Consider the following 21798-nt stretch of genomic DNA (forward strand, 5'->3'; position numbering starts at 1 on the left):
TATAGAGGCTCAGGCTTTAGCTGTCTAGCGCTAAGACAACGCTAGCACTTAGTATCTGCCTTAATAGCCTTCGTGAATTTTACTTAGGAGCACATCAATGTCTCTTGTCTCTATCAAAGAGGTCTTGAACCATCAATGCACCATCGGTAGCACCATTACCGTTGGTGGCTGGATCCGTACCCGTCGTGATTCTAAAGCTGGCTTTTCATTCTTAGCAGTAAATGATGGCTCCTGCTTCAATAATCTTCAGGTCGTAGCTCCTGCAGATTTAGACAACTACGAATCTGAAATCTTAAAGCTCACTACCTCATGCTCAGTTATCGTTGAGGGTGAGTTAGTTGAGTCTCAAGGCCAAGGTCAGTCTGTTGAAGTTAAGGCAACTAAGGTTCAGGTATTAGGCTTCGTTGAGGATCCTGACACCTATCCTATGTCTGCTAAGCGCCACTCTGTTGAGTACTTACGTGAGTATGCACACTTACGTCCTCGTACCAACTTAATGGGCGCTGTAATGCGTATCCGTAACTCTCTTGCTTATGCACTGCACTCATTCTTCCAAGAGCGCGGCTTTATGTGGGTTTCAACTCCACTCATTACCGCCTCTGACTGTGAAGGTGCAGGTGAGATGTTCACCGTTACTAACTTCGACCTCGATAACCTGCCAAAGAACGATCAAGGTAAAGTTGATTACTCACAGGACTTCTTCGGTAAGCACTCTTACTTAACTGTATCTGGTCAGTTAAACGTTGAAACCTATGCTTGCGCATTTAGCAAGGTATACACCTTCGGCCCAACTTTCCGTGCAGAGGACTCTAACACCTCACGTCACTTAGCCGAGTTCTGGATGCTTGAGCCTGAAATGGCCTTTACCGATTTAGACGATTGCGCCAAGGTAGCTGAGGACATGCTCAAGTACGTCTTCAAGCGCATCTTAACTGAGCGTGCCGATGACATGGCTTTCATTGCTGAGCGTGTCGACAAGGACGCTATCAACCGCTTAGAGAAGTTCATCAATGCTGACTTTGCTCAGGTTGATTACACCGACGCTGTTGAGATCTTAAAGACCTGCGGTAAGAAGTTTGAGTACCCTGTAGAGTGGGGTATCGATCTGCAATCCGAGCACGAGCGTTACCTTGCTGAAGAGCACTTTAAGTCCCCTGTAGTTGTTAAGAACTATCCTAAGGACATCAAGGCTTTCTACATGCGTCAGAACGACGATGGCAAGACCGTAGCTGCAATGGACGTTTTAGCCCCTGGCATCGGCGAGATCATCGGTGGTTCTCAGCGTGAAGACCGCTTAGAGCTGTTAGATAAGCGTATGGAAGAGATGGGCCTTAGCAAGGAGTCTTACTACTGGTACCGCGACCTGCGTCGTTATGGTTCCGTACCACACTCAGGCTTCGGCTTAGGCTTCGAGCGCTTAATCGTATACATCACTGGTGTTGGTAACGTACGTGACGCAATTCCATTCCCACGTACTCCACGCAACGCTGACTTCTAATTTATAGAAATCAATTTTTCTAGAGCATAAGCAGCCTCATCGCTGCTAAATTCCTTAAGGCCCTGCAGCTTTTGCTTCAGGGCCTTTTTCACTCCTAGCTACAAAGCCCAAAATACTGTAAACGTAACTGTCTATAAAACATAAGTAATGCACGAGCATAAATCAGTAAAAACAGATAAATAAGCCCTCATAACTAACAAACATTCATCACCAAAATTAATGTTCGTTTAGTACTAAGGCTACACAGTGCCCAGCCCGTTAGAATGGTTAGAAGAGCTCGATTCAAGCTCCACCAGAATTTATATGCCACGTGCCAATACTTCACAGGTATGAGTGCTCGTAGCAGTACTTAGTTGAGGTAGATAAAATGGCAGTATATGTAAATACAAACTACAGCGCCCTTCAGGGTCAGCGCTACTTAGGCAACGTCCAGAACCAGCTGACTACCACATACCAAAGATTATCCAGCGGTATGCGTATTAACAGCGCTAAAGATGACGCTGCCGGCCTCCAGATCGCCGATCGTTTAACCAGCCAAATCAACGGCCTCAACCAGGGTAACCGCAACGCCTCCGACGGTATTGCATTAGCTCAGACTGCTGAGGCAGGCATGGACGAGATCTCAGGCATGCTCCAAAAGATCCGTACCTTAGCTGTTCAGGCTGCTAACGGCACCAACACAGCTGACGACAAGGCAGCTCTTTCAAAAGAAGCAAGTGCTTTAGCTAATGAGATTACTCGTATTGCTAATCAGACAACATTTGCAGGCAAGAAGATCTTAGCAGGTCAGCAAGAAAACACCGACACCATCTTCTCTAAGGCTGCAACTGCAGATAAGAGCAAAGCAGGTACAATAACTCTGCAAGTGGGCTCCAATAAGGGCGATACCATTGCGTTCCAAATCGACAACATGAAGTTCTCAATTGCATCTAATCGAGCAGACGGTAACTTTAAGCTTGATGGTCAAAACAACGCAGTTGTTGAGATTAAGAATAACAATATTGCTTTCCTCTTCTCTAAGGCTGACGCATCATTAGTAATCTCTCACATGGATAAAATGATTGCTGATGTAGATGGATTACGTGCCAACTTAGGTGCCATCCAAAATCGTCTTGAGAGCTCTATCCGCAACCAGTCTAACGTCGCTGCTAACGAGGCTGATGCTCGCTCACGTATTCGTGACGCTGACTTTGCTGAAGAGTCTGCTAACCTTTCACAGCAGTCAATCATTCAGCAGGCAGCTGCTTCCATGCTGATGCAGGCTAACACCCGTCCTCAGCTTGGCCTGAGCTTATTAGGTTAATCGGAGGATCAGTACAATGGCAGTATATGTAAATACAAACTACAGCGCACTTCAGGGACAACGCTACCTCGGCAATGTCCAGAACCAGCTCACTACCACATACCAAAGATTATCCAGCGGTATGCGTATCAACAGCGCTAAAGATGACGCTGCAGGCCTCCAGATCGCCGATCGTTTAACCTCCCAGATCAACGGCCTCAACCAGGGTAACCGCAACGCTTCTGACGGTATTGCGCTTGCTCAGACTGCTGAAGCAGGTATGGACGAGATCTCTAGCATGTTGCAGAAGATCCGTACCTTAGCAGTTCAGGCCAACAACGGTACAAATACAAATGCTGATAAGCAAGCTCTTGCTAAAGAAGCCTCTTCATTAGCAACAGAGATTACTCGTATCGCTAAGCAAACAACTTTTGCAGGCAAGACCATCTTAAACGGTAAACAAGACAACTCAATTGACCCATTTGTGCAAGGTGCTGGTGCAGCTGGTGCTAAAGGTGATGATATGAGCATCACTTTACAAGTAGGCTCAAATAAGGGCGATACTATCAGTTTCGGCCTTGTAAACCTTCAGTTCTCTGCTGCTGCACAAAAGGCTGGTATTGCAGCAGGTGAGTTTGTAGATCAAGCTGCTGCTGATAAGGCTTTCGTAAAGGCTGCTAACGGCGATACTATTAAGGTAAACTTCACTGGCGCTGGCATGGCAGCTAATATTATTGAGCATATGGATAAGATGATTGGCTACGTTGATAGCCAGCGTGCCGATTTAGGTGCCATCCAAAATCGTCTTGAGAGCTCTATCCGCAACCAGTCTAATGTTGCTGCTAACGAAGCTGATGCACGCTCACGTATCCGTGATGCTGACTTTGCCGAAGAGTCTGCCAACCTGTCACAGCAGTCCATCATCCAGCAGGCAGCTGCTTCCATGCTGATGCAGGCTAACACCCGTCCTCAGCTTGGCCTGAGCTTATTAGGTTAATCGGAGGATCAGTACAATGGCCGTATATGTAAATACAAACTACAGCGCTCTTCAGGGACAACGCTACTTAGGTAATGTCCAGAATTCCCTGACCACCACATACCAAAGATTATCCAGCGGTATGCGTATTAACAGCGCTAAAGATGACGCTGCAGGCCTCCAGATCGCCGATCGTTTAACCAGCCAAATCAACGGCCTCAACCAAGGTAACCGCAACGCCTCTGACGGCATCGCGCTTGCTCAGACTGCTGAAGCAGGTTTAGATGAAGTTTCTGGCATGCTCCAGAAGATCCGTACCCTTGCAGTACAAGCAAACAACGGTACAAACACTTTAGACGACCGTAAAGCTCTTGCAAAAGAAGCATCTTCTTTAGCAACAGAGATCAGTCGAATAGCAATGAAGACTACTTTTGCTGGTAAGACAATTCTTAACGGTAAGCAGGCTAACTCTATTGATCCACTCCCAGGTGGTCAGGCTCCTGGTGGTGCCGCAGCTGGTGCAGCTCAAACCATTACTTTACAGGTTGGTTCAAATAAGGGCGATGTTATTTCATTCAATCTTGTTAACTTCCAGTTCTCAGCTGCTGCTGAAAATGCAGGCGTAGCTAAAGATGAGTTTGTAGATGCAGCAGCCGATAAATCATTTGTTAAAGGTACAGGTGGTGCAATCACTGTAAACTTTAGTACCATTGCTTCTGTAAATAACATCATTGGCTTCATGGATCAAATGATTGGCTACGTAGATAGTCAGCGTGCCGATTTAGGTGCCATCCAAAACCGACTTGAGTCATCTATCCGCAACCAGTCTAACGTTGCTGCTAACGAGGCTGATGCTCGCTCACGTATCCGTGATGCTGACTTTGCTGAAGAGTCTGCTAACCTTTCACAGCAGTCCATCATTCAGCAGGCTGCTGCTTCCATGCTGATGCAGGCTAACACCCGTCCTCAGCTTGGTTTAAGCCTCTTAGGCTAGTCAATTCTTTTTTACGACTAATTAGTTAGTCAAAAGCCCCAGAACCTTGACAGGTACTGGGGCTTTTTCGTTTTTGCGCAGTATTTAATATGCCAAGAATGGCGTACATGGTCTGCTCAACTTTTCACATGCTTAGTGAAGAGCTATTTAGCATGCAAAGAACTATTTACTACCTGAGCTTTTGGTCTTGTGTCACGAGCTTGGTGGAGGGATTTAGCATGCAAAGAATTGCTTACTACATGATCCTTTTGAAGGTGAAAGGCCTTTAACACTGTATTTCTTTGCAAAGAATTACGTACTACGTGTGCTCTTTAGGTTGGGGCACATGGTTTGCGGAGCGATTTAATTGCATTGATTGGCGTAGTACTTGGCTTGGGTGATGGGGACTGTTGCTACCGATTTAATATGCAAAGAATGTTGAGACGCTGATAAGTTGTAGTTAGGCTACGGTATGGGTATGTAGCTTTAGGGAAGAGTGGTGGTTTTTTGGATTTTTGCGAGAGGCGTTTCACAATATGCTAATATACTTGTGTAAAATATCTTAACTAAAAACTAGGATACTAGTATTCAAGTATTGTGCTATGTACGCTGTTATTTAGGGTTTACTCAGATGGCTCCTGGTTACGATAATGTCGTAATAGGCTTAATTGCGTGATTTTGCTATAATTGATAAAGTTTGTTGATGTACTAAAGAGAACTGCTTTTAATTACATTGATTGTGGTTATGTAAAAGTAAGTGAATAATCAGCTTAACTAGTAACTAGTATACTAGGCGACAGGTGTCGACATGTCGGCTTGATTCACTTTGGTAGTGTGCCATCTTCAGTTGTGGAAGCCTTTGAGATCTTAGTATTTTGAAAGGTATATAGACCTTTGTTGTACTTACTATTTGATCTTTGGCTTTGCTACACATGGTAGCTATCACTAGTAATACAAAGAGGTTTTGTAATGTCAGTTGCAGGAGTTCACAATCTTCCAAAGCTTAGACTATCGCCAAAGAAAGTCATTAGCCCACAAATTCACGACTTCCTGCGTAAGCAGATTACTGAAACCAATTTAAAGCCTGGCACCATTCTGTCTGAAAACTCTCTTTCAGAGCACTTCAACGTCTCCCGTCAGCCAGTACGTGAAGCCTTAATGCGTCTTAGCTATGAAGGCTTATTATCTGTACTGCCACAGCGCGGTTCTATTGTTGAGCACATCTGCATTAAAGAGCTCTACCAAACTGTATTTGTTCGTTGCGCTATCGAAAAAGAGTGCGTACGCAACTTTGCAAATCTTACTGATGCCGAGAAGAAGAGCCACTTAGAGACTTTAAACAAAGTCCTGAACATGCAGCGCAATGTCGTTAAAGACAGCAAGTTAAAGTCTGAGTACTTGCGTTTAGACGACCTTTTCCACAAGAAGCTTTGCTCTATCTCAGGTGCTGATATGGCCTGGGAGACTGTACAGGGCATCAAGGGGCAGATGGATCGTATTCGCTTCTTATCCTTTGACCTACGTGGCCACACTGATGGGATTACTAACGAGCATCAAGAAATCTATGATGAACTCGCTAATGACAATCTTGATAAGGCCATTGAGCTGTTACATATCCACCTGCATAAGATCTTAGATACCCACAAAGATATAATGCGCAACTTCAGCGATTGGTTTACTCCAGAGTCTATCGCTTTAGTAACTGGTGGCGCTGATTTTGAAGATGACAATACCTACGTATCTGTTGACGAGGAAGACGATATCTAGGCACTTTCGCAGCATGGACATGATACTCAAGTTAAAGTCTATGCCCTATTTATCCAAAGCCCCAGCCTCATAACCTAGTCTTTTTGGACATTCGTGCCATCATGTTGGTGGGGCTATATCTCTGCTGCGTCTCTTTGTAGCACCTCTTCGCTGCATCTCTTTACCGCATATCTTTGTATTTCTGACCATGCTATGCACTGTCATCTTTGATGCATAGCATTGGCTTTTATCCTAGCAAGTACCCTGTGCTCTTATCTTCTTGCATGCCTTAACTTCTTGCCGGTCTTATGTTCTTTGCGTTCTTTTATTCTTAAGGCTCTTATCTTCTTAGTGACATACTCTGCAATGGCGTATGACTTTCATATTTATGTCTTACTTTAGCGTTCGCATAGCGCATCATAGAGTGCGCGTATAGCGCTCTCTATTAATTTAGCTGTCAATGTACGTAAATGCTTTAACAATCGCTGTATGAGCGTCTAGGCAATATCTATGATTGTTTGACGCGAGTGTGGGCGTTTTAGTTTATTGGGGTTTTGGTGGGCATTTGTTGTTGTTTTTTGTTGTGCGTGTAAAGACAGCAAAGCCTGCTCTATGATGGCAGGCTTGGTGGCTAAGCGCTAGTGCTTGAGCGTTAGTGCTTAAGCATTTGGCTTAGGATTTGTGTTTAGCTTGATTGAGCTTAGTTTTCTGGCTCGAACCACTCTGAATACTGCTGACGAATTGAGACATGGGTTTGCATGATCTCGTGCAGGTGATAGCGTAACAGGCGCTTAGCCTCTTCAATATCACCTTTATCAATGGCCTTAACTACCTCTTCATGTTCGGCAATAAGCTTCTCAATTGGCGAGATCGGGTGATCTGAGCCCATAGCTAAATAACGAATACGATCAAGCTGTCCTTTAATCGATTGAATGGCATCCCAAGTCATAGAGCAATCAGAGAAAGAGCAGATGATTTCATGGAACTTATCATCAATAGGCAAAAATGATGAGGCTAAGTTACACGGATCTACTTTCCTACGCTGATCATCGAGGTTGTTGTGCAGTTTTCTTAAGGCTTTAGACAACTTAGCTGGTGGCAGATTGCTGATGTTATCCAAAGATGCACACTCTAAAGCTTCACGAATAAAGACTACGCTCTTGAGATTGGCTACAGAAATACGCTTAACCACAGTACCTTTTTGCGGAATGATGGTGATAAGTCCGTCATGCTCTAAAGTGGTTAAAGCCTCTCGAACTGGCTGGCGTGAAACATTGAAGTGTTTAGACAGCTCATTTTCAGAAATGCTAGTACCAGGAGAGATCGAAGCTGTAGTAATGATATGTCTCAAGAAAGTATAGATCTGTCTTGAGATAGTTACTTTGTTGTTGATCTTTAAAGAAGGAAGCTCAAGATTGCTCATTTGATTGTCCTAATAGGCTAGGCCATAGTGAATGTGCCGTACTAGGCAACACAAACCGTAAATTAAAGTTAACCTTAAAGAGCGTCTAATCCTAGGCTCTAGTACTGATTCTTAGCCCTTTCTCACAATAAAGACTCAAATAACCTTACTTTTAGCTTGATGAACATGTGTCATTAACAACTATATAGCGCTGAGCGCAAATGTTACTTTGCTAAGAAAAAAAAAGGTGGCAAAGAGCCTGATACGGGCATGGTTAAATCTTGCTGACTTAAAAACAACAAGCCCCCGATAAGTTTTTATCAGGGGCCTGTAAGTCGTAATGACTATAGGCTTGAGAAGCTTTGAATTAGCTTACTCAAACTAGTACATTAAACGCGCTTGAACAGCAGAGAGCCGTTAGTACCACCAAAGCCAAAGCTGTTGGAGATTGCATAGTTAATCTCGTGGTCGATAGCCTTGTTTGGAACTAAATTGAACTGGCCTACTTCCTCAGCTGGGTTCTCTAAGTTGATAGTAGGTGGGCACTTCTGATCACGTACAGCAAGCACAGTGATAATTGCCTCAATAGCACCTGCAGCGCCTAATAAGTGACCAGTCATAGACTTGGTTGAGCTCATTACAGTCTTAGCAGGGGCCTCACCGAAGATAGCCTTAGCTGCACGCAGCTCAGAAATATCACCAACGTGAGTTGAAGTACCGTGAGCGTTGATGTAACCAATCTCTTCTGGCTTAACATCAGCATCGCGTAGAGCGTTAAGCATAGCGCGACGTGCACCCTCACCATCTTCTGGGGTAGCGGTCATGTGGTAAGCATCGCCAGACATGCCAAAGCCAACTAACTCAGCATAGATCTTAGCGCCACGTGCCTTAGCGTGCTCGTACTCTTCTAATACGAGAACACCAGCACCATCACCTAATACGAAGCCGTCACGGCCCTCATCCCAAGGACGGGATGCCTTTTCTGGCTCATCGTTACGGGTGGATAATGCCTTTAAGGCAGAGAAGCCACCAATACCCATTGGGGTTGAAGCCTTCTCAGCACCACCAGCTAACATTACATCAGCATCACCGCAAGCAATCAGACGAGCTGACAGACCGATAGCGTGAGTACCGGATGCACAAGCAGTTACAGAGGCCAGGTTAGGACCCTTTAAGCCCTTAAGAATAGATAAGTGGCCAGAAACCATGTTGATGATGGTTGATGGAACGAAGAATGGGGAGATACCCTTAATGCCCTTCTGAGCTAAACCATTAATGTTCTGCTCAATTAAACCTAAACCACCAATACCTGAGCCAATCATTACGCCCATGCGCTCGGCATTTTCAGGAGTAACCTCAAGCTTAGAATCTTCAAAAGCCATCAGACCAGCAGCGATACCATACTGGATGAAAGGATCCATCTTACGCTCGTCTTTACGAGTAATTCCGAAATCCTCTGGATTGAAGTTCTTAACCAGGCCGGCGATCTTTACCGAAAAGGCGCTGGTGTCGAAATGCTCAATGGTTGAGATGCCACTCTTTCCTGCGAGTAAATTCTGCCAAGATTCTTCTGCAGTGTTACCCACCGGGCTTAACATGCCAAGACCGGTCACTACTACCCTGCGCTTTTGCACCGTTAATGCCTCCAAAATAGTAATTGCTAAATTGTTAGATTGCAGCGCTCCGGCCACGTCTACCAATTACGAATTGGTAGGATACCGAAGAATACAGGTTTTAGGCGCTGCCTAAAGAACCTATTTCTTTGTACAAGCAACTTGCAATGCTCTATGTTAAGACTGAAGCTTACAATCTTATAAAAGCTCTTACAGTCATAGGACATAGAATTGTACTTTGAGCAGTCAATATTGACTGCAAACATCACACATTACCACACAATGGCCTTATGCTCAATTACTTAGAGTAATGATAATACGATATCTATGCGTCAAAGGCGTATACAGCGCGTTTAATTTTGTAGAGGTAATAGACTAATCGAACAAAACCAACACATGCTGTGATTTTTAATGTGTAGCAACTTATGTATAGTTATGGTGTTGCCTTATATTTGCAAGGCCTATAAACAAAACAAGCAAGCCGAGGCTTGCTGTTTGTATGAGTAACAGACGGTACAGCTAGGCTGTACCGCTGCTAATACTTAAGCTGCTAGAGCAGCGCAAGTATTACTCCTGGTGTGACTTGATGTAGTCGATAGCTGCTTGAACAGTGTTGATCTGCTCAGCTTCCTCATCAGGAATCTCGGTCTCGAACTCTTCTTCCAGAGCCATTACGAGCTCTACAGTATCTAAAGAGTCAGCGCCCAGATCATTGACGAATGATGCCTCAGGAACGACATCCTCGGCCTTTACGCCTAACATGTCAACAATAATCTTCTTTACGCGTTCTTCAATGTTGTTATCGCTCATTTTTTCCCGTCAGAGTGCTTAGCACTTCTGTCCTTAGTAAGTGTCATCCAACACAATGTTGGAGAAAGAAATCTGACTGTAGTAGGCATAGGCTCTAAAGCCTAGCTACTCTATCACATAGGTGGTATCAAGAGCCATCAATAAAGACGGCCAAGATGTAAATCCGCTCTAGACAGTCAGAACCTAGCCAAACTGTTCTCAACACCGGTTACCGACTGGCTGGCCCGTACCGGTAATACCGGATGTTGGGCTGACACAACTGCAGCTCGACAAACAAGGCGGTTGAGTAGTTGCACTCTTAACTGAATAAAACCATAGATTCTTTTCAGTCAAGAAATCGCAAGAACTGTTCGATGCTGATTATATACAAGAACATACCGCTTGAATAGTGTAAAGCCCTGAAAAATCGGCTATTTTTGCTTAATATGCCGTTGTTCACACTAACAAATGGGTGTAGCTAAGGTCCTAGCGCTAACTAAAACCTAGACTGACACTTCTTATCAGACATCTATCAAACGCTTAAAGTATGACCACTTTAAGAATTGTCTTTCAGACTTGCTATTAGATCTGCTGTTAATTGCTCTAAAGCTTGATAGCACTACCGTATGAGTGCTCATATTGAGCAATATCTTACGGTTTATACTAAGCCTAATCACAATAATTTGGCTAAATTTGTATAGAACTATGCGAGCTTTGACTCAATTACAAAGACAAAACTTAGCAAAATCTCTAAATCATGATCTTGATCAGTGACTAAAGCATTTTGCTTTGCATACAGACACATAAATAAAAACTTAATTAGCTAATATACTGTGCCCTTGAATTTTCCTTGCAGTCCCAAAGTTAAGGGGCTGCATTGCCATAGTAATGTCAATCAGGCTTAAAAAATTAGACGCAGTACATACCGCCGTTTACATCAATGGTAGTACCAGTGATGTACTTAGCACCATCAGAGGCTAAGAAAACAACAGCATCAGCAATGTCGTCAGCGGTGCCCATAGCACCAAGAGGAACAGCCTTTAATAACTGCTCCTTGATCTCGTCTGATAAAACAGCAGTCATGTCAGTGGTAATAAAGCCTGGAGCAACGCAGTTAACAGTTACGTTACGGGCAGCTAATTCCTTGGCCAGAGACTTAGAGAAGCCAATGAGACCTGCCTTAGCAGCAGCGTAGTTACACTGACCAACATTACCAGTCTCACCAACAACAGAGGTGATGTTGATGATGCGGCCATTGCGCTTCTTCATCATGCCACGCATGCACAGCTGGCAAAGCTTGGAAACGGCAGTCAGGTTGCAAGAGATAACCTGATCCCACTCCTCATCCTTCATACGCATGAAGAGGTTGTCACGAGTAATACCAGCGTTGTTAACTAAGATATCAACAGTGCCGCCAGCCTTCTCTTCAACAGCCTTAACAAAGTCTGCAAAAGTAGCAGGCTCTAAAGAGTTTAAGACCATACCGTGGCCCTTGCCGCCTAAGTACTCAGTGATTGCCTGAGCACCAGACTCTGAGGTAGCGGTACCAATAACAGTTGCGTTTAATGCTGCAAATGCACTTGCAATGGCCTTACCGATACCACGGCTAGCGCCAGTTACTAGAACAACCTTACCTGCAAAATCCAGATTAATCATGTTCAATGTCTCGTGAATGAAAATTTGAATCTTAAAGCATCTTTGCCTTAACTAAGCCTAGGTTAAAGCCTAGGCCGTATTAGATTTTTGCCCAGATGCTTATGTGAACCTTAACTTAGGAGTTGAGGCTCTCAATAACCTTGGCAATCTCTTCAGCGCTTGCGATGTTGCCAGTAACAAAGCTCTTGTCGATCTTACGGTTAAGACCGGTTAATACCTTGCCTGGACCAACTTCAATTAATGCCTCGATGCCGTCTGCCTTCATCTTCTGAACAGACTCAACCCAACGAACAGAGCCGATGAGCTGCTTGATGAGGCTATCAACGATGTCAGCCTTAGTAGTAATGGCTGAAGCTAATACGTTTGCATATACAGGGATGGAAGCATCTTTAAGATCAAGCTTAGCTAAAGCATCAGCAAGCTTGTCTGCAGCGGACTGCATCATTGGGCAGTGTGATGGAACAGAAACTGGAAGAGCTACACAACGACGTGCGCCCTTAGCAGCAAAAGCCTCACCTGCGCGAGCAACTGCATCCTTAGCGCCGGAGATTACAACCTGACCAGGAGTATTGAAGTTAGCTGCCCAAACTGCGTCACCGTCCTTTGAAACCTCAGCACAGGTTGAAACGATAACGTCGTCTTCTAAACCTAAAACAGCCATCATAGCGCCAACACCAGCAGGAACAGCCTCCTGCATAGCCTGACCACGCAGACGAACTAAACGAACAGCATCAGCAAAGTCTAATGCACCTGCAGCAACTAAGGCACTGTACTCACCTAAGGAGTGACCAGCACATGCCTTAGGAGCAGCGTCGCCTAAAGCGGCCTTGAAAGCGCGGAATGCTGCTACAGAGGCAGTTAAGATTGCTGGCTGAGTAATTTCAGTCTTGTTGAGCTCAGTATCTGGACCTTCAAGAACGATCTTCTTTAAGTCGTAACCAAGAGCCTCGTTAGCCTCTTCAAAGGTTTTAGCCACGATAGCATCTGACATGAATGACTCAAGCATGCCAACTGACTGAGAACCTTGACCTGGGAAAACAACTGCAAATGACTTCATAGTAACAATTAGTGAACTCTCAGGAAAAAAACCTAATTGCCCACCTGACTCCTGTCAAATTGATGGAAAAGCATTACTCAATGTATAAACACCATGTCTCGCGACATCGACCGCTTTGCAAAAGGTAAGGTTTGCAAAAATGCAGCTTCTACACTGAGCCAACCCTTAAACATACCATATAAAGACATCATTGAATGCGATGCAAACAACACTTATAAAGATGAGTCAAATGGGAATGATAAGAGAAGGGAAAATGTTTACTGATATGTTAAACAACGCAGCTTAAACGCCTATTAAGTTATTAAGTATCGCCAATGGCACATTAACTTATAAGCTCTACAACTTTATGCATTGAGCCAAAGATGTCCTTATTTAAAAGAAAGCTGCGTTTTAATATCTTACGTCAGATGACGTAATGAAATCTTGGATGTATCGGGCCTATAAGGCAGATACTTAGCCACTTTGATTAGTAGCGAACTAAGGCTGAGCCCCAAACAAAACCACCGCCAAATGACTCAAGCAGTAAGTTTTGTCCACGCTGAATACGGCCTGAACGAATACCCTCATCTAAAGCTAAAGGTACGGAGGCTGCTGAGGTATTGCCATGCTTATCTAAGGTTACGATAACCTGAGACATATCAAGCTTGAGCTTACGAGCAGTGGCGCTAATGATACGTAAGTTGGCCTGATGAGGAACGAGGAAATCGAGATCTTCTTCCTTAAGACCACCCATATCTAAAGTCTCTTTAACGAGATTAGAGAGCATAGTAACAGCGTGCTTGAATACATCGTTGCCCTTCATAAACAGATAGGCATCGGTATTTGGACAAGTGCCGCGCTTGGCATATGGCAAACGTAATAAGTCGCCACGAGTTGGATCTGAGGAGAGCTTAACAGCAAGAGTGCCTGGCTCTTCAGACTGACCAAGAATAACAGCGCCCGCGCCATCGCCAAAGAGGATGATGGTACCGCGATCAGTTGGATCGCAAGCGCGGGATAAGCAGTCAGAACCAACTACTAAAACATTCTTTGCCTGACCGCATAAGATCATGTTGTGAGCAACGCTATAGGCATAGCTAAAGCCAGCACATGCTGCAGCTACGTCAAAAGCGGGAATATCTTTGATGCCTAAAGCTAAGGCAATCTCACAAGCAGTTGATGGGAAGGCATTTTGCGATGAGGTAGTGGCGCAAACCACTGCATCAATGGCGCTAGCTTCTAAACCTGCAGCTTCCAAAGCTTTGAGGGCAGCTTGGGAACCCATATAAGAAGCAGTCTCTGTATCAGAGGCAACTCTTCTTTCATGGATACCGGTACGCTCAACAATCCACGTATCGGATGTTTCAACCATCTGCTCTAAATCAGCATTTGTTCTAACCTGCGCAGGCAAATAGCCGCCGGTACCTAAAATCTTGGTATACAAATGTCTCACCACTCTCGGTTGGCAACAAAAACTTCGACTGAAACCGTACATTGTGCCATTTTTCGTAAGAATTTAATAGCCCAAAAGGAAAAAACTCAGCTACTTTTCGCCACAAGGCCTTATAAAAACTAGCAACTTAAATAGCTTATGCAATTGTAATACAGCAACATAAGCTGTCCGTAGTTAACTAGATTAACTAAAAACGCACATATCCTAATTGCAATATATAAATTTTCTCTATCCTTTAGCTAAGGCTTCAGCCATGGATGTACTAAGATTCTTTTGTGCAGCGCGTGCAGCCTCAACTACCGCTACAGCTAAAGCTTCCTTGCCTGCAGATCCATGAGACTTGATAACTGGAGCATTAACGCCAAGTAATACCGAGCCATTGTATTGCCATGGCAAGAGCCAATCAGGTCGTGACATCTTGCTAAAGAATCGCTTAAAGCCGCCGGAGGAAGAATACAGATCAGCCACACCCTCAGCAGCCTTTAGAGCAACGTTACCGGTAAAGCCATCAGTAATAATGACATCGGCATCATTACGAAAGATTCGATTAGCTTCAATAAATCCGGTGAAGTTTATCGAACGGTCTTGCTCTAAGATACTCTTAGCATCTTGTACTAATGGACTGCCTTTACCAAGCTCGGTTCCAATATTTAAGAAAGCTACACGTGGAGAGCTAATTTCCAAAGAAATCGATGCGCAAGCTTTTCCAAGATTGGCAAAGTCATACAAATCTGCCGGCGAGCAAGTAGCATTAGCGCCTAAATCCATCATCAGCGCAAAACGTCCCTTGCCCACAGGTATGCGTGCAGCAAAACAAGGACGCACTTTACCACCACGCCCCTCATAGCCTAAACGCTCTTTAAGACGAATAGCTTTGTCATTGAGCTTTTGCACCCCCAAAAGGTGGCGTGCAATCGTTACTAAAGGCCCTGTTCCACCACCAGAGATCATGGCACCTGCCTCACCTGACTTAACACACTCCATAGCCTTATACATGGCAGAGTTTTTGTAGTTTAGTAACACAGAGCGAGGTGGTTCATCTTGCGTAATGCATTGAGCAGCCGACCTAAACTCGTAACGGTTAGTTTCCTTGATGGCGAGTTTTAGCTTTTCTTCTAGCTCGGAGCTGCCAAAGACGATGAGATATAAGCTTGGGCACATAGCAAGAGCAAAGCGCACTGCATCAACAACATGACGCGTATCTTTGTTATCGCCACCAGTACCATCTAAGGCAACGCAAGGCTGAGCTTTGCTATCGTCGTCTGTTTTGAAGAACATAAATGAAACCATCCACGTCTAGGAAAACGCTGCATTATTACAAGCATTACGTATCTAAGTAATCACACTAAGCTTAGGAAGGCAAGCAAGCTAATACCAATACCATGATCCATCAGCACAGCTAAAAGCCCCAAGCTAGGTGCAATTAGCTTAGCAAATGAATTATCAACTTTGATTAAGTTTTTACTTAAAGACGCAAGAAAAAATCATAATTGCTCAAATCTCAATTAACGTCTTAGCAACTAGCCCCAGCAAGTAAGCAAAACCAAAAACTTTGAAAACAGCAAAGCTATGGCTAATAAAGATTTATTTGTGCTTGTGTTTGCTCATGAGCATGAGCTTGAGATTGTGTTTGAACTTGAGGTTGGGATTGGGATTTTGTTTGAGCTTGATAAGGCAAAACTGAGGAGCAAGAACTGCCAAAAGACAAGAGGGTAGAAGTTTAAGCAAGAGGCTCGGATGGGGAGGGATAAGAAAATGGATAGCCCAAAAACGACAGACGGGGCATCAAGCCCCGTCGTGCAGTCTGAACTGCTATGCTTTAGCGCTATAAAGCATGCCTTTTCAGGCTATTGAAGGAATCTTACTTGAAGATAACCTTCTTGCCACGGTAGAAACCCTGCTCGGTTACGTGGTGACGGATGTGGGTCTCGCCGGTCTGTGGATCTACAGATAACTGACGAGCGGTTAATGCATCGTGAGTACGACGCTTGTCACGACGTGAACGGGACTGGTGGTTCTGTGGAACGGCCATTATAGTCTCCTAAAATACCTTTCATTGCTCATAACAGCCGCTTGCTATTACAGGTTTAAACCTTTGCAAAATGAGGCTTTGAGCTGCTTTTTTTGATCAAAAAATAAAATCTCATGACCAATAGACTTTCCCAAGCCATGATCACGGACGCGCTATTATAGGCACTTTCAGCGGAATTTTCAACAATTCTTGATCTACACCACAAATATATTTCACAAAACGCAGCAAACCCCACCTCCAGCGCCCGATCAAAAGATCTTAGCAAACACCATAACTAAGCCATTTAGCGCTAACAATGACCATACATCAACAGTGCTTTTTGAGCTTATAAAAAGCTAAAAAAGATCACGCAAGATCACCACGATTTATCCAAGATCACCGCAACAAAACTCACGCAACAAACTCAGATCGCCGAAGCTAAAGATCATTTTGTGCCTGATAAGATCATATAAAGGTACAGCTAAAAAGATCAGAGGCTAAGCTTGTTACTAAACCAAAGATCATAGCAAGAACAGGATCACGGCCCACAACGTATAAGGTTGCCACAGCTACATTAGCTAGGTTAAGTGCCATAAATACAGATCACTGATTTTAGTTGCACTATAGTTCCTAACATTTATATGTACGTAGCTTAGCTGATAGCTCTATTCAAAGCAGGCAAAAGCCCCAGCTGCAGCTGATGAGCGTACTGAAAAAAGCTAAGAGCAAGTTTTGTTTAAAGAGCCGGCTATAGAAAAACAAATAAGCAGGATCGCAGACCTTAACTGCAGTTAAGGTCGCTAGAAGTGAGCAGTGATAAGGTCGCTGATGTTAGAGGCTAAAGATAAGAAAGATGGGATCTTAGAATTTAGAAAGGATAGTGCTTAGACGATAGAGCCTCATCAAATGAGGCTCGTGAAAGGATGAATAACAGGGCTCTTGTGCCTTGTTACGCAGGAACCCCATGGTCTTGCCCATGGGAGTTGGTCATTACTTTTTGTCTTTGCTCATAGAGTCTTTTAATGCAGCTAAGGCGGCAAATGGGCTAACGCTAGCTTCTTTATCAAGCTCGCCGTAAGACCAGGAACTACCGTGACGGCTGCAGTTCTCATCATCCTCATCATGACGTGGGATGGACGGGATTTCTAAGAGAAGACCGTCTTCAATCAAATTGTACAGATCAAGCTTGCCATCTTCAGTAAAGTCGATGAACTCGTACTTATTTTCGAGATTGCAGGCCTTGGCACGCTCGTAATCCGGAGTGAACTCAAAGTCAAAAGATAAGTGCTGTACATACTCATTGCCGCAGCGCTGGCAAACGAGAATAACATCTGCCTCCACTTCACCTTTGACAACACGCAGTCCATTGATGTCATTTTCAAAGGACACACAGCACAGGACGTCGCCTTGCACCTTGTCACATGCTGAGCTAAAGCGCTCAAGCTGGCTAAGCTCTAGACGTGCTCCCTTAAATTGGGTGTTCAGGGCAATGCACTTATCGAGATCAACCTCATTAGGCAATACAACGTTGGTACTTTCCATTAAGCTGTCCTTTAATTAAAGATAAGGAGGACTAAAAGTAAGCTTAGCTATACATTCAGCAAATACTGAACGTATAGCAAAGCTTATCTAATAAAGCCTCTATGTAAGACATTATTCCATAAGAAGAGGCTCTTGTCTCTTGCTTAATCACAAAAGCACTGTAAACCTTACTTACAATGCGCTCAATTAAGATAAGTACGGCCATCTCACAATCAGATAGATGCTGTTTGCAATGCATCATACTGGCGCTACAATGGTTTTAACGCTATCAGATATGCAAAGATTGCTCACGCTACACTTTAAAAGCCCTCTCTTTGCTAGAATCTAACTTAAGTCAGTATGCTTTATGCATATACTCAGCTGCTGTGTCGCATATGTTTTGTCATATGCTTAACTTAATGCTGTTGTGCTCTTAAGCGTTGTATCTTAAAGATGCTATTACACCGCTTTTAGCGCAATCTAGTAACTGTAACTACCGCCAGATTGCATATAACTTTGCTCATTTATGGTAGTTGGGTCGAAATTTGGCGCACGAACTCTTGTGCCTGAATGCAGGCCAGATATTAAGGATTTCTTATGAAGATAAATAAGCTTTCAACTGTTATGCGCTCTTTAGTAGCAGCTAGTGCTCTCATCGGCCTTACTGCCTTTTCAACTACTGCTCAGGCATACCATCTTAAGACTGTCTTTAAGACCGAACACTTTGCAGTAAATCAGGTAGTTTTAGATGCAGGTGAGGAGCTTGATGCTCCAACTAGATCAGCAATTACTGGTGATGTTCAGGCTAAAAACCGCCTTGAAAAGCTCTCACAGTCCTCTACCGTAATCTTCCCAGAGGGCTCAGCTGGCCTTACCGGTAAGATCAATACTCCGATTTTAGGTGTACTGACCATTGCAAACTTTGATACTGGCAAAGATCGTATCTACTTTAACAACAAAGTTAAGTACTCAACCGATGCTGGTGTCTACGTCTCTTTCAAGCAGCTTTTAGAGATGCTCAATCAAAATGCTTTAAGAGGCTATGTACCAGAGCTTAAGAAGCTGCCTGTTATCTTTACTGATGTTCAAGTAACTCACGTTGGTGTTGATCCAACCATCAATGGTTTCTTTGTGACCTCAGCCAATGAGGCCTTCATTATGGATCTGCGTATCGATGACTCTGTCTTCTATGACAAGGCTACCCGCAACACCATCCGTCCAGGCTGTACTATAAATGTGCTTACCTTTATCGACCGTATGATCGACAACAACTTCCCTCTGTTTATCTCAGGTCGTGCAGCACTTAACTACATGGACTGCTCCAAGGCTCCAGCACCTCAAAAGGCTGCAGCTAAATAACAAAGCCCAGAGCTATTCTCATCTTGGCCACATGGCCTCACATCAAGCTGCTGCAGATGCATATTTAGCTGCAGCAGCTTATAGCCTCCCAAAACCTCACTTGCTTTTTGACCACCAATACCATCCTTGATTTTTGACCACCAAGACCTACCTTGCTTGTTGCCACTCTTTAACTACAGCTGTACTTACTTTTATCCAGACCATCATTCTAGCTGTCATTTCTTTTCAGCCAAGCTTGATTAGAAAGCGCTTATCGAGGCGATCGCTATTGCCACTGCCCCATCAAGCAGTCATGCTTCTCGTGCCTCTCTAAACTTGAACCAAGTTCTCTAGTCTCGATATCTGAATCTTTATACCCATTACAACAAGCCTAGCTCTGAACCGATGCCATGGCCTAGAACTTCACTTGTAATTTGGCCATGTCAGATGCACGCATAACAGCCGAGGTAGCTTAAACATCCACTTGAGGACTGCGGATCATTCAATCTAGCTTATAAAAAGATCGGCTCCTCTTGAAAATCGCCCTTTAAGATCGCCATTCACTCTCAAAGTTAGCGCCTTTATGTAGCATGTTTTATTGCATCAGTTCTTAGCTAAACAAACGCCTAGTTAGCTTATGAGCTTTGTATAAGGTGAAGATCTTTAAATAGTCGTGGATTGCTACCGAAAAAAGCGTAGCAATGGCGAAACAAAGCGTTTTTAAATATTAATGCGACTGTATTACAGCTGACGATTGGCGTGCAGTATCTTTTGAGTAGATAGCGATCTTTTGCTAAGGAAATCATGCAAGTTTTTAGATACTTACAATTAGCAAGTTTACGTTAGTAAAAACTTACAAAAAGTGGTCTGAAAATTTACCAAATCCAATTGAAACATAGTGTTGCGCATAGTGATTTTTTACACACTAAACATAGCAATTGGCTACTAGGACACTAGTATCCAAGATTGGCGTTTTCCCTTTTTATATCTTGTTTTGTGATGTTGTTAACGTTTTGAAATCAAGCATTTTTGTGTTCTTATAAGATGGTCTTACAATACTCTTGTGACCAAAATTATCACATCAAAGATAATGATAAATCACCTTCACCTAAATCAAATTTAAGCACTCACGCGAATATACTAAACTGATCATCTCACTCAACTTTTTTCTAGCAATTTCAAAGCAGTAATTAAGTTAGTGAGTTCACAGTAGCCTGAGAGCTTAAAAGTAGCGTTCTACTGAAGGTCTGTTAAGTAGAAATTGCACATGAAGCAATAATCTTGATGCAACTAAACAAGTACATCACGGCTTATAGTTTCATTTGACGCTACAATAGGACGTACAAGCCAAGGCTTTCAAGCTTACGGTTTGAGGTTAATTTAAAGTACGGAGGAAGTATCGACCTAAAAAGACGTAATGTTTTTTCAGGTAGATATGGAGTAGTAAATATGAAGAAAATCTTAGGTTCAGCTGTTGCTTTAGCTCTTAGTGCACTGTTAATGACTGGTTGCGGTGGCGAGTCCAAACAAGTTGTACGTCTGTCTCACTCACAGATTGAAACTCACCCAGACCACATCGGTGCAGTAGCTTTCAAGGACACTGTTGAAAAGAAGTTAGGCGACAAGTTTGAAGTTCAGATCTTCCCTAATGCAACCTTAGGTGCTAACGAGAAAGTTTTAGAGTTAATCAAGCAGGGTTCTGTTCAGTACCTGGTTGTTTCAACCGCTAACGTTGAGTCATTCGACAAGTTATTCTCCATCTTCTCAATTCCATACCTCTTCACCTCCGAAGAAGCATACGAGAAGTTCATTACTGATCCTGAGATCTTAGGCAAGTTATCTGTAAACAGCGAGAAGACTGGCTTTGCTCCAGTTGCAGCCTTCACAGCTGGTACCCGTAACTTCTACTCAAAGACCCCAATTAAGTCAGTTACTGACTTACAGGGCAAGAAGTTCCGCGTACAGGCTGGCCCTGTTAACGTAGCTATGATGCAGGCTTTCGGTGCTGCAGCTACCCCAATGAGCTTTGGTGAAGTTTACTCTGCTCTGCAGCAGTCTGTTATCGACGGTGCTGAGAACAACGAGCTTGCTTTAACTGACCAGAAGCACGGTGAAATCACCAAGTACTTCTCTTACGACATGCACCAGATGTGCCCTGACGTATTAGTTGCTTCTAACGCTTTCTTAAAGAAGTTATCCCCAGAAGAGCGTGCAGTATTTGATGAGGCTGCAAAGGCTGCCCAGGAAGCTGAGTTCGCTGCATGGAAGGGCTCTATCGCTGAGGCCAAGGAAAAGGCTATTGCTATGGGCGTTCAGTTCATCGAGGTTGATGTTAACGAGTTCCGTAACAAGGTTTTACCTCTGCACGAGCAGCTCTTAAAGGACACTCCTGAGATCAAGGCTTTATACGACGAGGCTTCCGCTGCTAACGCTGAAGCTAACAAGTAATACTTGCCCATCTTTGAAAAAAAACGGCACAGCTTGTTCTTAAGCTGTGTCTTAAG

Annotated in this window: 17 protein-coding genes; 8 read left to right on the plus strand and 9 right to left on the minus strand. The window is 43.8% G+C overall.

What is annotated here, in order from left to right; translation table 11 throughout:
* Window positions 1-97 precede the first annotated feature (97 nt).
* The 5 genes from asnS to H524_RS0104735 all read left to right on the plus strand — a co-directional run bounded on the left by asnS (window position 98) and on the right by H524_RS0104735 (window position 6496).
* Window positions 98-1498 (plus strand): asparagine--tRNA ligase, encoded by a 1401-nt coding sequence (gene asnS, locus H524_RS0104710; protein WP_027939389.1) that lies wholly within the window; start codon window positions 98-100, stop codon window positions 1496-1498.
* Between the two features lie 367 nt (window positions 1499-1865).
* Window positions 1866-2801: a flagellin N-terminal helical domain-containing protein gene (locus H524_RS0104720; RefSeq protein ID WP_027939390.1), complete on the plus strand. Its 936-nt coding sequence runs from the start codon at window positions 1866-1868 to the stop codon at window positions 2799-2801.
* A gap of 16 nt (window positions 2802-2817) precedes the next feature.
* A complete protein-coding gene (locus H524_RS0104725; RefSeq protein ID WP_027939391.1) occupies window positions 2818-3777 on the plus strand; it encodes a flagellin N-terminal helical domain-containing protein in 960 nt (319 codons plus the stop codon).
* A 16-nt stretch (window positions 3778-3793) separates the two neighbouring features.
* Window positions 3794-4750, plus strand: a complete 957-nt coding sequence (locus H524_RS0104730; RefSeq protein WP_027939392.1) for a flagellin N-terminal helical domain-containing protein — start codon at window positions 3794-3796, stop codon at window positions 4748-4750.
* Between the two features lie 948 nt (window positions 4751-5698).
* Window positions 5699-6496 carry a GntR family transcriptional regulator gene (locus H524_RS0104735; RefSeq protein WP_027939393.1) on the plus strand — a complete coding sequence of 266 codons (798 nt, stop codon included), beginning with the start codon at window positions 5699-5701 and terminating at the stop codon, window positions 6494-6496.
* A gap of 679 nt (window positions 6497-7175) precedes the next feature.
* On the opposite strand, the gene H524_RS0104740 is transcribed toward H524_RS0104735, so the two are convergent.
* The 7 genes from H524_RS0104740 to H524_RS14315 form a co-directional block, all read right to left on the minus strand.
* On the minus strand, window positions 7176-7898 hold the full coding sequence (locus tag H524_RS0104740; protein ID WP_027939394.1) for a GntR family transcriptional regulator: 723 nt from the start codon (window positions 7896-7898) through the stop codon (window positions 7176-7178).
* Between the two features lie 368 nt (window positions 7899-8266).
* A complete protein-coding gene (gene fabF / locus H524_RS0104745) occupies window positions 8267-9511 on the minus strand; it encodes a beta-ketoacyl-ACP synthase II (RefSeq protein ID WP_027939395.1) in 1245 nt (414 codons plus the stop codon).
* A 546-nt stretch (window positions 9512-10057) separates the two neighbouring features.
* Entirely contained in the window at window positions 10058-10300 is a 243-nt protein-coding gene (acpP, locus tag H524_RS0104750) for an acyl carrier protein (protein WP_027939396.1), read from the minus strand.
* A gap of 888 nt (window positions 10301-11188) precedes the next feature.
* A complete protein-coding gene (gene fabG / locus H524_RS0104760; protein ID WP_027939397.1) occupies window positions 11189-11926 on the minus strand; it encodes a 3-oxoacyl-ACP reductase FabG in 738 nt (245 codons plus the stop codon).
* Between the two features lie 124 nt (window positions 11927-12050).
* Entirely contained in the window at window positions 12051-12992 is a 942-nt protein-coding gene (gene fabD, locus H524_RS0104765) for an ACP S-malonyltransferase (RefSeq protein WP_027939398.1), read from the minus strand.
* A gap of 466 nt (window positions 12993-13458) precedes the next feature.
* Window positions 13459-14415 carry a beta-ketoacyl-ACP synthase III gene (locus H524_RS0104775; protein ID WP_027939399.1) on the minus strand — a complete coding sequence of 319 codons (957 nt, stop codon included), beginning with the start codon at window positions 14413-14415 and terminating at the stop codon, window positions 13459-13461.
* Window positions 14416-14652: 237 nt separating this feature from the next.
* The gene (locus H524_RS14315; RefSeq protein ID WP_052338917.1) at window positions 14653-15702 is read right to left on the minus strand and encodes a hypothetical protein; all 1050 of its coding nucleotides are present in this window, start codon (window positions 15700-15702) and stop codon (window positions 14653-14655) included.
* Window positions 15703-15993: 291 nt separating this feature from the next.
* On the opposite strand from H524_RS14315, the gene H524_RS17285 reads away from it, so the two are divergent.
* Window positions 15994-16140, plus strand: coding sequence for a hypothetical protein (locus H524_RS17285; protein WP_156907542.1), 147 nt, complete (start codon window positions 15994-15996; stop codon window positions 16138-16140).
* Between the two features lie 145 nt (window positions 16141-16285).
* Here the strand turns inward: H524_RS17285 and rpmF are convergent, their stop codons facing one another.
* A complete protein-coding gene (rpmF, locus tag H524_RS0104790) occupies window positions 16286-16456 on the minus strand; it encodes a 50S ribosomal protein L32 (protein ID WP_027939400.1) in 171 nt (56 codons plus the stop codon).
* 969 nt (window positions 16457-17425) lie between these two features.
* Window positions 17426-17977 carry a YceD family protein gene (locus H524_RS14320; protein ID WP_052338918.1) on the minus strand — a complete coding sequence of 184 codons (552 nt, stop codon included), beginning with the start codon at window positions 17975-17977 and terminating at the stop codon, window positions 17426-17428.
* Window positions 17978-18553: 576 nt separating this feature from the next.
* On the opposite strand from H524_RS14320, the gene H524_RS0104805 reads away from it, so the two are divergent.
* Window positions 18554-19315, plus strand: coding sequence for a hypothetical protein (locus H524_RS0104805; RefSeq protein WP_027939401.1), 762 nt, complete (start codon window positions 18554-18556; stop codon window positions 19313-19315).
* Window positions 19316-20743: 1428 nt separating this feature from the next.
* Window positions 20744-21742, plus strand: coding sequence for a TRAP transporter substrate-binding protein (locus H524_RS0104815; RefSeq protein ID WP_027939402.1), 999 nt, complete (start codon window positions 20744-20746; stop codon window positions 21740-21742).
* The last annotated feature ends 56 nt before the right edge of the window (window positions 21743-21798 follow it).

Origin of the sequence: Anaerobiospirillum succiniciproducens DSM 6400 (assembly GCF_000482845.1) — a bacterium.
Classification (GTDB): domain Bacteria; phylum Pseudomonadota; class Gammaproteobacteria; order Enterobacterales; family Succinivibrionaceae; genus Anaerobiospirillum; species Anaerobiospirillum succiniciproducens.

What these genes read in the sequence shown, in the direction of transcription:
- H524_RS0104735 (WP_027939393.1), top strand. Translation starts at nt 5,699, where the DNA reads ATGTCAGTTGCAGGAGTTCACAATCTTCCAAAGCTTAGACTATCGCCA.
- acpP (WP_027939396.1), bottom strand. Translation starts at nt 10,300, where the DNA reads ATGAGCGATAACAACATTGAAGAACGCGTAAAGAAGATTATTGTTGAC.
- H524_RS0104815 (WP_027939402.1), top strand. Translation starts at nt 20,744, where the DNA reads ATGAAGAAAATCTTAGGTTCAGCTGTTGCTTTAGCTCTTAGTGCACTG.
- H524_RS0104725 (WP_027939391.1), top strand. Translation starts at nt 2,818, where the DNA reads ATGGCAGTATATGTAAATACAAACTACAGCGCACTTCAGGGACAACGC.
- H524_RS0104720 (WP_027939390.1), top strand. Translation starts at nt 1,866, where the DNA reads ATGGCAGTATATGTAAATACAAACTACAGCGCCCTTCAGGGTCAGCGC.
- H524_RS0104805 (WP_027939401.1), top strand. Translation starts at nt 18,554, where the DNA reads ATGAAGATAAATAAGCTTTCAACTGTTATGCGCTCTTTAGTAGCAGCT.
- H524_RS0104730 (WP_027939392.1), top strand. Translation starts at nt 3,794, where the DNA reads ATGGCCGTATATGTAAATACAAACTACAGCGCTCTTCAGGGACAACGC.
- rpmF (WP_027939400.1), bottom strand. Translation starts at nt 16,456, where the DNA reads ATGGCCGTTCCACAGAACCACCAGTCCCGTTCACGTCGTGACAAGCGT.
- fabD (WP_027939398.1), bottom strand. Translation starts at nt 12,992, where the DNA reads ATGAAGTCATTTGCAGTTGTTTTCCCAGGTCAAGGTTCTCAGTCAGTT.
- H524_RS14320 (WP_052338918.1), bottom strand. Translation starts at nt 17,977, where the DNA reads ATGGAAAGTACCAACGTTGTATTGCCTAATGAGGTTGATCTCGATAAG.
- asnS (WP_027939389.1), top strand. Translation starts at nt 98, where the DNA reads ATGTCTCTTGTCTCTATCAAAGAGGTCTTGAACCATCAATGCACCATC.
- H524_RS17285 (WP_156907542.1), top strand. Translation starts at nt 15,994, where the DNA reads ATGGCTAATAAAGATTTATTTGTGCTTGTGTTTGCTCATGAGCATGAG.
- H524_RS0104740 (WP_027939394.1), bottom strand. Translation starts at nt 7,898, where the DNA reads ATGAGCAATCTTGAGCTTCCTTCTTTAAAGATCAACAACAAAGTAACT.
- H524_RS14315 (WP_052338917.1), bottom strand. Translation starts at nt 15,702, where the DNA reads ATGTTCTTCAAAACAGACGACGATAGCAAAGCTCAGCCTTGCGTTGCC.